This is a genomic window from Reichenbachiella ulvae, from assembly GCF_025833875.1.
GTDB classification, from domain to species: domain Bacteria; phylum Bacteroidota; class Bacteroidia; order Cytophagales; family Cyclobacteriaceae; genus Reichenbachiella; species Reichenbachiella ulvae.
In genome coordinates, this window is record NZ_JAOYOD010000001.1 from 1,127,566 (window position 1) to 1,143,598 (window position 16,033).

Genomic DNA, 16,033 nt, shown 5'->3' on the forward strand with positions numbered 1-16,033 from the left:
TTGATTGTTGAGAGAATCTCAGCTACATTTACTTAAACTCATGAACCGACCTATGATAAAGAAAACAATAATAGTATTATCAATAGTTCTTTCAATAGGACTTAATAGTTGTGATGACTATGAATACATCCCTGAGTTTGATGTCAGGGAAACTGAAGGGTATAAACCTATTTACTCTCAGGAAGTCTCTCTAGTAGAGATATTAGATGCACGGCCTTTTACCAATCCGGGTAATATTACAAAATATGGTCGACTTATTCTGATCAATGAAAACAATCAGGGCTTTCATATCATTGACAATACAGATCCGAGTCAACCAGTGAAGTCTGGTTTTTTTGTCATTCCTTACAACAATAACATAGCCGTCAAGGACAATGTAGTTTATGCTGATTCTGGCTCAGATCTGTTGGCAATTGAAATCATGCAAGACGGTAGCCTATCTGTCAATAGAAGCGGAGGGGTATTTGGGGATCTTTCAGGTAATTTACCACCCGAAACAGGCGTATATTTCGAATGTGTAGAAAATGAAAATGGTGTAGTGGTAGGATGGGAGCGAACCACTTTGTATAACCCACAATGTTACTATTGATATGAAACGACTATTTATTTTCGCTATAGCACTTACCTTGTTGTTGACCAACTGCGAGGATTCTGGTTTAGATGGTTTTGGATTTGATAGTGGGGTATCTGAAGGAGGATCTATCGCCAGGTTTCACATTACCAATACACATCTCTATGTAATAGATCAGGACGAATTGATGGCTTTTGATATTACAGATTTTGAGAATGTCCGGGAAGTTTATTCTGATTATTATGGATGGGAGGGTTCCGAATTGGAGACAATTTATCGATATGATCAAACCTTATTTGTGGGTACTCAGACAGGTGTATTGATTTTTGATATTTCTTCCCCTGATCGACCCGAATATGTGTCTGTTTACAGGCATGTTACTGCCTGCGATCCAGTAGTGACTGATGGTCAGGTGGCATATAGTACCTTAAGGTCAGGAGGTATATGTGGGGGTGCTGAAGATATTTTGGACATTATAGATGTGAGCAATTTGAGTGATCCAAAGCAAATGAAATCTATCAATATGACTTCACCCTATGGCTTGGTATTGTTTGATGATTGGCTTTATGTCGGAGAAGGAGAAAATGGTATGAAGGTCTTTGATGTAAGTACACCATCTGAAGCTGTAGAGATCTTAAGCTATAGTGATATTAAGGCCAGAGATTTTATTCGAGATGGCCAAAACCTAATTATTAATACTGAGGATGGACTCGTACAAGCGACTGTCGGGTCGGATGGTTCATTATCAGTTATCAGCCAACTAAACTATAACTAATGAAAATTCGATCAATCCTGTCAGCCGTTCTGATTTTAAGTAGTTCCTGTCTATGGGCTCAAGAAAACCAGAATGACGAGTCTAAAGCTAATAAACCGCTTTCTTTGGGAGTAGGGATAGACTTTCTTCCTCTGTTGAGCAATAATCCATGTGTACTTATTTCCTTTGATGCGACGCTTCAAGAACTGATAGGTATAGGAGTAGGAGCTGGGCCACTATTTGGGGCTGAGGTATGGAGCTCACATATAGATGATGCAAGCAATACAGCAGCGCCTCATCTATACATGATGGGTCAAATCCTTAATTCAGAATACATTGATTTCGAATACGGATACAGAGCATATGGAGAGGCTAAAATTTATATCTTACCTGGAAATCACAAACCCTATTTTGCTACGGGTTATTCCATAACTGAATCTAATTTTAGTACGGATTACGTTCTGAGAATAAGTGATGGGAATCAACGCTACTATAGGAATGTGTCTGAAGACTACAAGGTTAAAACCAATATGTATTACGCCAAAATTGGTTACCGCTTTGTTTTTGCTCAGAAACGGGCTTTTCTCGAGCCTAGTTTGAGCTATAGATATGTGATCAAAGAGGCTACACCTGAAATTAATTCATATGATGGAGAAGTAGTGACCAATGAATCTTTGATCTGGAATTTTGATGATTTCCCGGCTCCACTGGGAATTGATTTTAAAGTGGGGCTATTTCTGTTTTAGATTTTAATGTTTCAATCTGTTAGTTCCGTCATCTTTGATATGGATGGTGTCATTATCGATAGTGAACCCATCTCCCAAAAGGTGGTTCATGAAATGGCGATGGCAAGAGGAGTGGATCTGCCTGATCAAATTCATAGAGACTATGTGGGTGCGAAAACCTCGACAAAATGGGCATTTATAGTCGAGAGTTATGGTTGGAAAGATGATGTGATGAGGTTGACTGCAGAATCCGATGATCGCTATCTGGAACTAATCAAAACATCAGAATTGAATCCAATAGATGGTGTGCTTGAATTGATGGAAGCGATATATCAGATGAATAAAAAAATGATCGTAGCTTCTTCTGCTTCGCGCTATAATATTCGTTTGGTTTTAGATAAATTTGGCCTCTCAAACTACTTTGATCAATTTGTAAGTAGTGAGGATGTGAAACACGCAAAACCCAATCCTGATATTTTTTTGAAGGCTGCTCAGCAATTGAAAAGTCGGCCTGATGAGTGTTTGGTGATCGAGGACTCTAAGAATGGTGTGCTTGCAGCAAAGTCGGCAGGTATGCAAGTCATCGGCTATCAGAATCACCGCTCAGGCAATCAGGATCTAGAAGCTGCTGATCATGTCGTCAATCACCTGGATGAAGTAATAGCACTGATTCAGGACTAGGAGTTAAAATCTAAATAATAACTGAAGAACGAATATGTTTCCAAAAGTAAATCCGGCGCAGACAGACGCCTGGGCAGAACTAGAAAAGCACTACGACGAAATCTCAAAAGAACCAATGGTGGATATGTTTGAAAACGATCCAGATCGTTTCAAAAAATACTCTATCCAATGGAAAGACTTTCTAGTTGATTATTCAAAAAACATCATCAATGAGGAAACAAAAGCATCCTTGATCAAATTGGCAAAAGAATGTCAGTTGAAAGAGGCCATTGAAGCCATGTTTACTGGCGAAAAAATCAATGAAACGGAAAATAGAGCGGTTCTTCATACTGCGCTTAGAAGCAACAGCTCTGAACCATTGAAAGTAGATGGTGAGGATGTGAGACCTTTGATCCAAACTGAATTGAAGAAGTTGGAAGCTTTTGCCAATAAGTTCCATGCAGGTGAGCTGAAAGGATATAGTGGAAAATCACTGAACACCATTGTGAATATTGGTATTGGTGGTTCTGATCTTGGACCTTATATGGTTACCGAAGCATTAAAACCATACTGGGTTAAAGGAGTGAAAGCACACTTTGTATCTAATGTCGATGGCTCACATCTATATCAGGTGCTGCAGGAAGTAAATCCAGAAGAGACTTTGTTTATCGTAGCTTCTAAAACCTTCACTACTCAGGAGACTATGACCAATGCCCAATCGGCCAAAGATTGGTTTTTGGATTCCGCCAAGTCTGAAGCAGAAATCGCTAAGCATTTCATCGCCCTTTCTACTAACCAAGCAGCTGTAGAGGCTTTTGGTATCGATTCTAAGAACATGTTTGAGTTCTGGGATTGGGTAGGAGGTAGATATTCCCTATGGTCATCTATTGGTGCCTCGATTGCCCTTACCATTGGTTTTGACAATTTCAAGCAGCTGCTAGATGGGGCAGAGGCTATGGATTTACACTTTAGGGAAACCGACTTTGAGGAAAACTTGCCGGTGATCATGGCCATGTTGGGCGTCTGGTACAACAACTTCTTTGGGGCTGAATCACATGCGATACTTCCTTATGATCAGTATTTACATCGCTTTGCTAGCTATCTGCAACAAGGCGATATGGAGAGTAATGGTAAATTTATTGACAGAAATGGAGATCCTATTGCCATCCAAACTGGACAAATCATCTGGGGAGAGCCAGGCACGAATGGACAGCATGCTTTCTATCAACTGATCCATCAGGGAACTAAGTTTATTGCTTCTGATTTTATAGCAGCTGCTCAAAGCCAGAATCCCGTCGGAGATCATCATCCAAAGCTATTGGCCAACTTCTTTGCCCAGACAGAAGCTCTAATGAAGGGTAAGATCGAGGAGCAGGTAGTAGCTGAATTGATGGATGCAGGCAAAACCGAAGAGGAAATTGACTTGTTGATGCCATTCAAAGTATTTGAAGGAAATCAACCCACCAACTCCATACTGATCAAGAAAATTACTCCATTCAATCTAGGTGCTTTGATCGCAATGTACGAACATAAGATTTTCGTACAGGGGGTGATATGGAATGTATTCAGTTTTGATCAATGGGGTGTAGAACTCGGTAAACAATTGGCTGGTGGTATTTTGCCGGAGCTAGAAGGTGATGCGCCAGTTGATACGCACGATGCATCTACAAACGGCTTGATCAATCAATACAAGAGCTGGAAATAATATAAATCTTCTTAGACCACAAGCTGATACTATAGTTTCGTGAATCACGAACTTGTTTTATCTTGTGGTCTAAGTGTTAAAGTTCAAAGAAAGATTATGATGAGAATTGCAGTGATTGCCCATGATGGAATGAAAGCCGAAATGGTAGGTTTCTTAAGAGGCAATGATGATAAACTAGATGGAGCAGAATTAGTAGCTACCGGAACCACAGGTACTCATGCAGAGAAAGGCGGATTGAAGGTAAAGAAATTCCTTTCGGGACCTATGGGAGGTGATGCTCAGATTGCGACATTGGTAGCTGAGAAAAAATTAGATCTTGTATTGTTCTTCAGAGATCCGCACGGTAAGCACCCTCACGAACCAGATATTCAAATGCTGATGAGACTTTGTGATGTTCACAATATCCCTTTGGCCACCAATCCAGCAGGGGCTCAATTGCTATTGGACGGACTTTATAGTAAGAAGAAAAAGTAACAAAAAAGCCCTTAGAATCTCTAAGGGCTTTTTTTATGTTATAATTTCAGTAGATACTCTATGATGCCTTTTTGTTTTCCTCTTGCTCTCATGACAAAGAGTGGAATTTCTGAATCCAGCTGAATAAGTTTCTCCGCACTACTACCTAAAAATAGGGCAGAGGTGCTAGTCACCCCTTTCGCACCAATTACTATGGCATTGGCTCTGATCTTTTTGGCTGTTTTATAAATCGTCGAAATCACATCCTCTTCTCGATCCAGCGTGAATATCGGTTCAATATCCAAATCAGTTTCTTTGAATTTGGTTTTGAAGGCTTCATATTCTTTGATGCTGTTTTCCTCCATGATCTTCCCGAAATCATTGAATGATTTGCCAGCATAATGATATCCAGAAGGAACCTGGTACACATGCTGAGGCACCAATTTAACCTTCGGTATCTTGTCCTCAGATAATTCGATCAATTGATTGACTGAATCTAAGGAATGATCTGAATAGTCGATAGGAACCAGGATTTTATTGACCTTCTTATTGTATCCCCTCGGTATGATTAGCAATGAGCAACCCGCCCGTCTTGCTACTCTATGAATCAACACTCCACCGCCTTTTTTCTCATTTTTTCGACCCATAATGATGAGGTCAGTGTTTTTACCAGCACTGTATTTTAAAATGCATTTGGTCGGCTGTCCAGAAGTGATCTCAATGATTGTCTTGCACGAATCATTTTCGAAGTGTTGATCCACTTTTAAGGCAATTTCTTTATTACGATCCTTCAGAGCGTCCTCCATCAAATTTGGAAATTCCTTCTTGATGTGTTCTGGAATATTAGTGTTTTTGATCACGTTGATAAAACGAACCTCCTCACTTTTAGCCAATGTAGAAATAAAGGAGGCAGCTTTGATGAGTTCCTTGTCAATGTCGGTGTGATCTAAGGCAACTAGTATTTTTTTGAAGCTTTTCATGATCTATGAATAAGTGATGTATTAAAAATCCAAAGCATTGATGGTATCTACAAGCATTTCTACTTGTTCCTTAGAGTGTGTCGGGAAACTTGCAATTCGGATGTGCTGACCTTTGAATGGACCATATCCACTACCTACTTGCATCCCCTTGTCGGCCAAAGCTGACATCAATGGTTCTGCTCCGCCTTCTACCTGGCCCACGCCTACAGTCAGCGATCTGAATTTCTTTTCTGATACGAATGGAGAAAGTTTTTCGTGTTTCTCAAACAAATCATAAATCAAAGTGCTTTTATATATGGCTTCATTTCTGATTTGATCAATTCCCTTGTTTAACATATCCTGTACCACTTTACCCAATAGATAAATGTTCAGCACATTTGGGGTGCAACTCGTTTGATGTTTCTGTGCAAATTTGTCGATACTCAAAAGACCATTGTATGTCTCATGATACTTGCCAGCTTCTTTGAGTTTCTGGGCTTTTTCAAGGCATCTTTCATTATATATCCATACTCCCAATCCTGCTGGAAGACCAAAACATTTTTGAACAGAAAAGTACAAGCTGTCCAATTGACTGAAGTCATATTTGGTCACCGGCAAAGAACTTACAGAGTCTACCACTAAGAGTTTGTCCGGATTGTTTTTTCTGAGTGCCTCAATGTCTGCTACCGGAAGCATAGCTCCAGTACTGGTTTCATTTTGTACTACTCCGATCAATTCTACTTCGTCTGGAATGGTAGCTTGAGTTAGATCGTGATTGCTTCCTGGGACGGCTTCATCCAAAATGGCGTTTTTGCCAAGGTCCTTTGCCGTTTTATAAAATTTCTCTGAAAAAGATCCATTCACAAAGTGATAGGAGTTGTTGTCAATTAAGTTCTCGGCCATTCTCTCCCAAATCTCCGTCGCAGAAGAAGTAAAACCAATCTGGTATCCTTCTGGTAGGTTCAGGAGTTGTCTCAAAGCATTAACTGTCTCCTGATGCATTTGGACATATTGTTTGCTTCTATGACTGATTGATGGAATGTTGTTCTTCAGCGCCTCTTTGATGTGTTGTTCTACTGTAAAATACAAGGCAGAAGGGCCGGGAGTGAAAAATATTTTGTTCATTGAATTCCTAGAGACATAAGGTGTTTAAAGGGCGCAAAATTATTACAAAAGATATTAATGATTATATATTTGTGTCGTCTTGTATATCAATAAGTTTATTAAACTATAAACATACATATAGACGAGTGAAACCGGTAGCTAAACCAGGCCTCATTTCGAACTTGTTCGAAACTCCTACGGAGATAACAGTGGAAGGTTGAATTATTTGGATAGCTCAAATCGTTACTTAATCGGTTTAATTAAACCATGATTGCAAGACATAAAAAAATCCCGTTCATTTGAACGGGATTTTTACTTTTTAGTACAGTACTCTGAATCGAATCGTACCCTCTATTTTTTTCATCACTTTGATTACGTCCTTGTTGTAATCTGTGTCAATGTCAGTGATCACATAGCCGACTGTTTCATTTGTCTTCAAGTATTGTCCCATCACGTTGATGTTGTGTGAGGCCAAAATATTGTTGATCTCAGCCATGATGCCTGGCTTGTTGTGGTGGATGTGAATGAATCGATGCGCATCCTGTAACTTAGGCAACGTTAAATTCGGGAAGTTGACACTGTTGGTCGTCGAACCTGAATTGATGTAGCTAATGATCTTGTTCGGTACGAACTCAGCAATGTTTTCTTGAGCCTCCAAAGTACTACCTCCAATATGAGGAGTCAAAATGGTATTTGGCAGCCCTTTCAGCTCAGATATGAACTCGTGTGCATTACTGTATGGTTCTTCAGGGAATACATCCACTGCACATCCGGTAATTTTACCTGATTCTATGGCTTTCTTAAGTTCCGGGATATCCACAACATGACCTCTAGATAGGTTCATGAAGATGATGCCTTCTTTCATCGCGTCAAATTGCTCCTTACCGATGATGTTGGTGTTGCTATCTCTTCCGTCTACATGAAGAGAAACAATGTCCACTTCACCTAGCATTTCATTCAAGCTGGTACATTTGATGGCATTACCAATGGCTAATCTTTCGTCGATATCATAGTAGTATACCTGAAGTCCCATAGCCTCTGCCAATACAGATAATTGCTTACCAATATTGCCATAGCCGATGATACCCAATTTCTTTCCTCTTACCTCAAAACTGTTTTTTGCCGATTTGTCCCATTTGCCTTGATGCATGCTAGCAATTTTATCAGGCAGGTTTCTGATCAACATGATCATCTCTCCAATAGCCAACTCGACCACAGAGCGGGTGTTGCTATAAGGAGCATTGAAAACAGTAATTCCTCTTTTGGTACATTCTTTCAGATCGATCTGGTTAGTGCCTATACAAAAAGCCCCAATAGACATCAATCGATTGGCATGCTCCAACACTCTTTTCGTTACTTGAGTTTTGGACCTAATCCCAAGAATAGAAACATCTTTGATTTTTTCACAAAGTTCGTCCTCTGAGAGTCCAGCAGGATGAACCTCAACTTGATATCCTTCTTCCTCTACAATTTTGACTCCTCTACTATGTATGTTTTCAAGAAGTAAGATTTTAATTCTGTTCTTAGGGTATGAGAGTGCTCCTTTCATATTGTTATGATATAATATTTCGTCAAGTGATGGAGCGATGTGGTCAGCAAAATCCATCACATTTTTTCTTTCTACATTTTCGGTGAAGGCATAAAAGCGATTGGCTTTTCCTTCCTTTCTTATTTCATAATCGTTGTAACCATCTCCAATTACAAAAATTTCTCCTTCTAGCTTCAGCGACTCAATCAATGCTGGTTTGCCACCGCTGCGCGATAGAATATTGTCTTTGTCAAAGCCGGTAATATTCCCTTCATCGTCAAACTCAAAAGTATTGGCAAAAACATGCTCTTCTTTGATTCCATATTCTTTTACGATGGGATAGATGAACTCTTTAAATCCATTCGAAAGAATATAGACACTGTCAGAATTCTCAGCTAAAAAATTCTTGTTGCGACGAAAAGACTTAGAGACCAATGGTCTGAGACTTTCGATCAACAGAGGGATATGTTTTCTATTTGCTTTTAGGATAGCTAATCGGCTTTCAAGAGACTCTCTGAAGGATAGATCTCCACCCATGGCCAGGTTGGTGATTCTTTCTATTTCCTTGAGCGCCACAGCCTTTTCTTCTTCATCTTGAAAGACAAGGGTACAAAGCACATCCAAGGCTTCCACTTGAGTAAATGTACTGTCAAAATCTATGACAAAGTTGGCTACCTTTGATTCCGTCATTCGAGGATAAATTATATCTTTTTTTAAACTGCACTTTTACAGTGCTTTTGTGCCGCAAAATTATTCTTATTGCAATAAATCAATGATATAAATACGTAGATTAATCGTGCTCAGCTGTATAATTGCAAAAATGACAATCTTTTTATGATTATTTGGGGATATGTATAATATTTTAACTCCATTGTAAATTTATCTTTGGACTTATCAATACTTTGTCTCTCTTTGCAGCATCAGTCGAGCTACTAATAATTGTCTTGTCTTGGACTCAAAACAGATATTCTTAGTATATTGGCAACATCGGATGACGCGCTATATTGTATTAAAACAAGAATCAAACATTTACAATAGCATTTAAACTATTTAGCACAAAATGGGCATACTGGATCTAATAACCTTATTGATTTTTTTAGCGGCAGTCTTTACACTTATCAATATCACACTTTTAAAATTACCCTCTACCATCGGGCTGATGGCAATTGCATTGGCATCATCGGTAGTTATCGTACTTTTTGGGTTAGTGACACCCTCGATACTTAGTGGTGCAGAGCATATTATACAAGAGTTTGATTTTAAGGAAGTTCTCTTGAATGTGATGCTTAATTTCTTGCTATTTGCTGGAGCACTGTCTGTAGACCTTACTCGTTTGTTAGAGGAAAAAGTACCTGTAATTATTTTGGCCACTGCGGGTACTTTGATGTCGACCTTCTTAGTGGGTGGGATTATGTTTTATGCTTTCCCATTGATGGGGGTAGAGGTTGACTTAATATATTGTTTGTTGTTTGGTGCGTTGATTTCACCAACCGATCCAATTGCGGTACTGTCTCTTGTAAAGAAAGTAGGTTTGGCCAAAAGACTTGAAATCAAAATAGCGGGAGAATCCTTGTTTAACGACGGGGTTGGAGTAGTTATTTTCTTGACGATTCTGGGTATTGCTCAGGGTGGTGGAGAGCATGGGGGAGAAATTACTCCTTTGAGTGTAGCTGGGCTATTTGCCACTGAGGTTTTTGGAGGGTTGTTTCTGGGAGCTGTTTTTGGTTTCCTTGGATTTAAACTGTTGAATTATATAGATAATGACCATGTAGAATTAGAAGTTCTTGTGACTTTGACTCTGGTGATGGTGGGAGGAAGATTGGCCGAGCTTATTCATGTATCCGCTCCATTGGGAATGGTGGTAATGGGTCTATTTATTGGTAATCAAGGACGTAGCGATCATTTGGCTAATGCTACTGGTGAATACGTTTACAAATTCTGGCACCTTTTAGACGAAGCGCTTAATGCTATCCTTTTCATATTGATAGGGTTGGAGTTCATTGTCATCACCCAGACTTTTCAGGATGAATACATGATTATCATGCCCGTGGCTATATTAGTTGTGTTGTTTGCTAGATTTTTGGGTGTATCTATTCCAATTACCATCATGAAAGCGATGGGGAAAAAGTTTGAGAGAAAAACAATTATGATTTTGACATGGGGTGGACTAAGAGGCGGTATATCCGTAGCGTTGGCCCTTTCTTTGTCAGATGCTATACCCGCCAAGGATGTTATTGTAACCGCTACCTATGCCGTTGTGGTCTTTTCTATCCTGGTTCAAGGTCTGACTATTGAAAAAATTATGAAATAGTGGGTAGGATTTATAATATTTGCAACTTCGTAGTAGAATAAAAATAAAGAAATGAAATTAAGTTTAGCAGAAGGTTTAATGCTGATTGCTTTGGATGACGAGGAAGGGAGACTTTTGGCGGCAGCAGAGCATTCAATAGATCATGGTATTTTAGCTATCGTTATTCTAGAACTTTCACTAATTAAAAGAATTGCTTTTGAAGGTGGAAAGATTGTAGTGAAGGATACAACTGGGACTGGTAACAAGGTTTTGGATAGCGTATTGAAAGCGATAGGTGGGGGAGGTGAAACTGTTCCTGCTACTGTGACCAGGTTGGTTAAAAGTTTCGACCAAATTCAGGATGATGTCATCGAGCTATTGGTTCAAAGAGGTATTCTAAAAGTAGAATCTACCAAATTGCTTTGGATCCCGGTATCTGAAAGAATGGATAATGCAAATTATGCGTTTGAGCAAGAGATTAGAGATACATTGAAAGCTGTAGTAAAGAGTGGTAAGAAACCTACTCCGGCTATTGTGATTCTGATGTCCATTATTCACAATTGTGGGATACTAGAGGAAGTATTCAAAGAGCAAGATGAATTAATTGATGCTGTTAAAGTGGCTAAAGATATTGCTTCAGCAGGATTTGTAGATCCAGGAACTAAAGAAGTTTTAGAAGGGTTAAAACCACACTTCAGTCAACTTTGATAAGCTGAATGGTTTTAATAAAAAGAGAGATGGTCATTGGTCATCTCTCTTTTTTTGTTCCTGAATATCTGGTGGAGTCATAGAGTTTTTGAAATAATACTGATAAAGTTCATCAGCATATTGTTCCATTTTGGCTTTGTTCGTGCCTTGCTGTTTAGCAGCACTAATTACTTGAAGCTCCATGATTGTTTTCAAATAGGCTTTAATGGAATCCTGATTATTTCTTATTTTCTTTCCATTCAAGGCCATAAAACCAAACCCTTCATGAGGGTTGTTTCTGTCTCTCTCCAGAATGAAGTATTCGACATCATCAATTACAATTCTATCGAAGTGATAGTTGATGTCTTCATGTATTTCACTAAAGTTAGGCCCGTCACCGTGATTGACATCTCTATTCTCACATGATGCCAATGAAGTTAAAACTATTGAGTAGAGTAAGTATTTAATGGTTTTCTTCATGTTTATCTCCTTTCTTTAAAGTACCCTTCCTGGACATTGAATGCTTTTTGGATTACATCGAACGAACTTCCATTGACTATGATGATTAGATAATCTCCGAGCTCTATTTTGTATTCCTTGTGTGGGTTTTTAATAAGCAAACGTGTTCCTGTCATGTTCCTTTTGACCATTCCAATCAGAACGCCATTGAATTTGGATTTGATTCCCTCAAAGGCTTGATTGTAGGTTTTATTCAAAAAGGGGTTGTCATAGGTTACAAGGAATTGTTTGATGTCATAGTCCGTAGGCGTATGCGCAAATGACATGATATCCTCAGTATAAGCAGCTACATCTGGCTCGAACATGTAACTCGCTAATATTTTAGACGAAATTTCATGAGGTGAAATAGCATTGGTTACACCCGCATTGATAAAAGTGTTCTTCAGATTCGCATTTTCTAAAGTTACGACGAATTCTAATCGATCGAATATTTTTTTAATATTAAGAATGAAAACCAACTTTTCTGTGTCATCGGTAAGGTTGACAAATACTACAGATGACTTTTCAATGTTTACTTTTTTCAGTGCTTCAAAATTCTCGAAATCAGCATAAAGCGTAAATACTTCCTTCTTGTTGTATTTTTCATAGATCAAGTCAATGTCACTTCTCTTATTGGTGACAATAGCGACCTGTTTGCTGGCACCAATCAACTGTTCAGTGACCAGTTGCCCAAAATCACTCCAGCCAATCATCACCACATGATCTTCAAATACAGTTCCGTTGTAGCCTAGCATTTTATTCTGTTTAATTGTTGTTACAAGGTTAGTGATTTGTCCTATCAATAAACCATAAATACCTACACTCAATAACACAAAGACATAGCCAATCACCCTACCATATATGGTGTTGGGATAGATGTCTCCATACCCCACTGTGGTCAAAGTCACCACGGTGTACCAAACCGCTTGATGATAATTGGTGATACTAGATTGAGTACTGTCCTGTTCAAAACGAATCAAAAGAGTAATCAAAACAAAGTAAATCAGAGCACCTATTAGGATGCCAAAAATAAACCTGTTGACCTTTTGTTGTTCTGAAGAATTGAGCATTTGTATATGATTGAACGATTAGGTTTAAATAAGAATCCAAGATATCAAAATTGGGAATAATTAAAAATGTAAAAGATTTAATTCATTTGATTCTCATCTATAAAAAAAAACCCCAGAACTTTTGTTCTGGAGCCAGCAGCATTATTCGAGAAAAATTATGAAGTAAAGATCTGCTGACTCGACTTTAAAATCCTGCCATTTTTCTTTAAAATCCTGCCAAATTAGACTTTTTGGAAAAAATCTGACGGGTTTTTACCGAATCTCTTCTTGTATTGCTTGTTAAAGTTGCTCACATTCTTCATCCCAACAAGTCTCGCCAATTCGCTGGCCGAATGAACCTGATTGTTCTGAACCAGGCGATGAGCCTGCTGTAGTCTGATTTCTTTGATGTATTCGAAGGGGGTCGTTTCCTTCATCTTTTTCAACATTCGGTATAGCTTTCTTTCACTGATACATATTTTATCAGCTATTTCGGTCACACTGAGTTCAGGATCTTGCATGCGCTCCAATATGAGTTGCTCCACCTTAAATAGAATGGTATTTTCCACCTCATTCATCGTTTCCTGACTGTTGATGAATAGGGCAGAGGGGTCAGTGTTATTCCAGCTAGTTTTATTAAGCAGATTTTCGATCCTTTGCAATAGTTCCTTGGTTTTAAAGGGCTTGCCCAGAAAATCATTAACTCCATTGTTAAGCACCCTTTCTTTGTCTTGCTCTGATGTTCTTGCGGAGAGAACAAGAGCAGGTATTTTTCTTAGGTGTTCGCTATTCTTCAATTCCTCCAAGAGCTCAAATCCATCGAACCATGGCATCATCAAGTCAGTGATAATGAGGTCTACATGTTCATTCTCCAGCATCTGCAATGCCTTTTTGCCATTAGGTGCAGTGATAACTGTGTAATAATCTGATATGATGTCATAGATATATTCGCGAACCTCAGGGTGATCCTCAACCAACAAGATGGTTTGCTTAGCAATCTTACTGGTCCGATTTTTCAAGCTATCAATGGAAATGGCAGTTTTGGAATCGGCCTCAACCTCATCGATATCTTTGAAGATTTCTCTTTTTTCGTAACTATAGTCAAGTCGACTCAATGGTACGATTTCCTCAGGTTTGGCCTGTTCCTGTTTCAATAGGATTCGAAACTCAGTTCCATGACCCTGTCGGCTCTCTACGGATATTTTTGCTCCATGCTTATCAATTATTTCTTTCACTAGTGCCAATCCAATTCCGAAACCTTCTTGTGTCTTAAATGTAGTGTCAGGCGCCTGGTAGTACCTATCAAATATGTAAGGCACGTTTTCCTTTGGTATTCCCTCTCCGGTATCAAGAATTGAAATACAGAGGTCATCTTCCACTTTGCTGAGACTTACAGTTACAGATTGATCCGCTTGGGTATGTTTCAGCCCATTTGTAATTAGGTTGAATAGAACTTTTTCGAAGTGGTGAGGATCAATACTGACTATGGTTCCTCCCTGGATCTCGTTGTAACTATAGGCTAAATGTACCCCTTTGATTTCGGCCATTGAGCTGAACATTTCTACAAAAAGACTAAGGAGTTGATTGATGTCAACATATTGGCAGGTAATCTGCATTTGTCCATCCTCCAATTTGATCAGTTCATTGATTTCATTTGTCAGATGTATGATCCTTTCTCCATTCTTTAATCCAATGCTTAGTTGTTTTTCAGATTTGGAGTCTAAATAAATATTTTCATTTTCCAGCACTTTCTGAATGCCGCCCATAATCAAGGTCATTGGAGTTCTGAGGTCGTGGGAGATATTCGCAAAGAACCTCGATTTGGCCGCATCAAGCTGAATCAAACGCTCGGCTTGTGCCTTATTCTGATCAGATAATTTCTTGTTCAGTTTAGATGCGCGATAAATGATTACAGTGACTCCAAGCACCAGCAAAATGATTATCAATGCAGAAAACAAAAGAGTGTTTTGAGCCTTGATGGTTTGCTGATGTAGTTCATCTTGTTTTTTGAGTAATTCGAATTCTGCTTCTTGTTTGGCGGCATTTGATCGGATTTCAGTGATTCCAACTTGCTTGGCGGTCTCCAATGATTGGATAGAGTCATGGAGATATTCAAAGCTGCTCCTTAGAGTGATTGCCTTTTTGTACTTACCGGTCTCGGTGTAAGCATCGAAAAGGAAGTCTTCCAATTCTGTCAGGCGGGGGTAATAGCTTTTTTGAAGAGCATACTCTTGAAGAAAGCCCTCTAGTAACTCTATGTTTTCTTGAGGATAACCATACTTTTTATTTAAATGAGCCAATGCATGCAATGCTTCTATTGTATTAACCAATGTCTCATTGTTTTCAAAACAAAGGTTAACAGCTTTTTTGGCGTAGTTTATGGCTTTTTTTTCATTGCCTCTTTTCTCTTCTAAGTTGCCATAACGTCTGTAAAAAAGCGGAGTTGGTATTCCTCTATAAAGGGACTGAGCACTATCCAGAAAAATTTGTGCCTGGTTAAGTTGATTGTCATAAATCAAGTAGCTAGCCAAGCTTACATATCTTGTAGCCGTTGTTTGATTGTTTTCTGGTGATTTTTTTGATGTTTCAATCGAATTTTTAATAAACGCTATGGCTTTATCATAGTCTTGCAGTTCACTATAAGTATCCGCTAATCTGTGGTAGCAAATAGCCAATCGCCTGCTGTCTCCCACTTCCTTAAAATATTTGATGGCTTTAAGAAATGCATCTGCTGATAAACCATATTCATCTAAGTAGTAGTAGTTAATGCCTTTGTAAGCTTCTACATTCGCTACTTTATTGGAGTCCAATTGGTGTTTTTCAACCAAATCGAGATATTCCTGGGCATTTTCAAGGGAGCTAAGAAATCTTCCCTGACGGTTGTCCACGCTGATTTTTTCATAGCTTAGTCTGAGTTGGTCACGAATGCTTAGAACCTTCTTATTCTTTTCAAGATTAGAAATTATAAGATTACAGGAATCGAATTTTTCCTCATTGTATAGCCTAGTAATTTGGTCAAAAAGAGAGTCTATCTCTGCTCTTCGATTAAG

The 16,033-nt window shown here is 38.8% G+C and carries 14 protein-coding genes; 8 read left to right on the top strand and 6 right to left on the bottom strand.

The features are described from left to right. Nucleotides 1-52 precede the first annotated feature (52 nt). The 6 genes from N7U62_RS04405 to N7U62_RS04430 all read left to right on the top strand — a co-directional run bounded on the left by N7U62_RS04405 (nt 53) and on the right by N7U62_RS04430 (nt 4,889). Nucleotides 53-589: a hypothetical protein gene (locus N7U62_RS04405; RefSeq protein WP_264136672.1), complete on the top strand. Its 537-nt coding sequence runs from the start codon at nt 53-55 to the stop codon at nt 587-589. A 1-nt stretch (nt 590) separates the two neighbouring features. After that, entirely contained in the window at nt 591-1,346 is a 756-nt protein-coding gene (locus N7U62_RS04410; RefSeq protein WP_264136673.1) for an LVIVD repeat-containing protein, read from the top strand. Continuing rightward, nucleotides 1,346-2,071 (top strand): hypothetical protein, encoded by a 726-nt coding sequence (locus tag N7U62_RS04415; protein ID WP_264136674.1) that lies wholly within the window; start codon nt 1,346-1,348, stop codon nt 2,069-2,071. The genes N7U62_RS04410 and N7U62_RS04415 overlap by 1 nt, the downstream gene beginning before the upstream one ends. A gap of 6 nt (nt 2,072-2,077) precedes the next feature. Continuing rightward, a complete protein-coding gene (locus tag N7U62_RS04420; RefSeq protein WP_264136675.1) occupies nt 2,078-2,731 on the top strand; it encodes an HAD family hydrolase in 654 nt (217 codons plus the stop codon). Between the two features lie 34 nt (nt 2,732-2,765). Next, a complete protein-coding gene (gene pgi, locus N7U62_RS04425; protein WP_264136676.1) occupies nt 2,766-4,415 on the top strand; it encodes a glucose-6-phosphate isomerase in 1,650 nt (549 codons plus the stop codon). A 99-nt stretch (nt 4,416-4,514) separates the two neighbouring features. After that, a complete protein-coding gene (locus N7U62_RS04430) occupies nt 4,515-4,889 on the top strand; it encodes a methylglyoxal synthase (RefSeq protein WP_264140411.1) in 375 nt (124 codons plus the stop codon). Nucleotides 4,890-4,927: 38 nt separating this feature from the next. Here the strand turns inward: N7U62_RS04430 and N7U62_RS04435 are convergent, their stop codons facing one another. From N7U62_RS04435 to serA, 3 genes are all read right to left on the bottom strand, one after another. Further along, the gene (locus N7U62_RS04435) at nt 4,928-5,848 is read right to left on the bottom strand and encodes a universal stress protein (protein ID WP_264136677.1); all 921 of its coding nucleotides are present in this window, start codon (nt 5,846-5,848) and stop codon (nt 4,928-4,930) included. 21 nt (nt 5,849-5,869) lie between these two features. Continuing rightward, a complete protein-coding gene (locus tag N7U62_RS04440) occupies nt 5,870-6,952 on the bottom strand; it encodes an aminotransferase class V-fold PLP-dependent enzyme (RefSeq protein WP_264136678.1) in 1,083 nt (360 codons plus the stop codon). A 298-nt stretch (nt 6,953-7,250) separates the two neighbouring features. Beyond that, entirely contained in the window at nt 7,251-9,149 is a 1,899-nt protein-coding gene (serA, locus tag N7U62_RS04445) for a phosphoglycerate dehydrogenase (protein WP_264136679.1), read from the bottom strand. A 370-nt stretch (nt 9,150-9,519) separates the two neighbouring features. On the opposite strand from serA, the gene N7U62_RS04450 reads away from it, so the two are divergent. Both N7U62_RS04450 and N7U62_RS04455 read left to right on the top strand, forming a co-directional pair. Next, nucleotides 9,520-10,770, top strand: a complete 1,251-nt coding sequence (locus tag N7U62_RS04450) for a cation:proton antiporter (RefSeq protein ID WP_264136680.1) — start codon at nt 9,520-9,522, stop codon at nt 10,768-10,770. A 51-nt stretch (nt 10,771-10,821) separates the two neighbouring features. Then, entirely contained in the window at nt 10,822-11,457 is a 636-nt protein-coding gene (locus N7U62_RS04455) for a GOLPH3/VPS74 family protein (RefSeq protein WP_264136681.1), read from the top strand. A 33-nt stretch (nt 11,458-11,490) separates the two neighbouring features. Here the strand turns inward: N7U62_RS04455 and N7U62_RS04460 are convergent, their stop codons facing one another. The 3 genes from N7U62_RS04460 to N7U62_RS04470 form a co-directional block, all read right to left on the bottom strand. After that, nucleotides 11,491-11,916 carry a hypothetical protein gene (locus N7U62_RS04460; RefSeq protein WP_264136682.1) on the bottom strand — a complete coding sequence of 142 codons (426 nt, stop codon included), beginning with the start codon at nt 11,914-11,916 and terminating at the stop codon, nt 11,491-11,493. Between the two features lie 2 nt (nt 11,917-11,918). Further along, entirely contained in the window at nt 11,919-13,004 is a 1,086-nt protein-coding gene (locus tag N7U62_RS04465) for a potassium channel family protein (RefSeq protein WP_264136683.1), read from the bottom strand. Between the two features lie 221 nt (nt 13,005-13,225). Continuing rightward, on the bottom strand, nt 13,226-15,871 hold the full coding sequence (locus tag N7U62_RS04470; protein WP_264136684.1) for a hybrid sensor histidine kinase/response regulator transcription factor: 2,646 nt from the start codon (nt 15,869-15,871) through the stop codon (nt 13,226-13,228). Between the last annotated feature and the right edge of the window lie 162 nt (nt 15,872-16,033).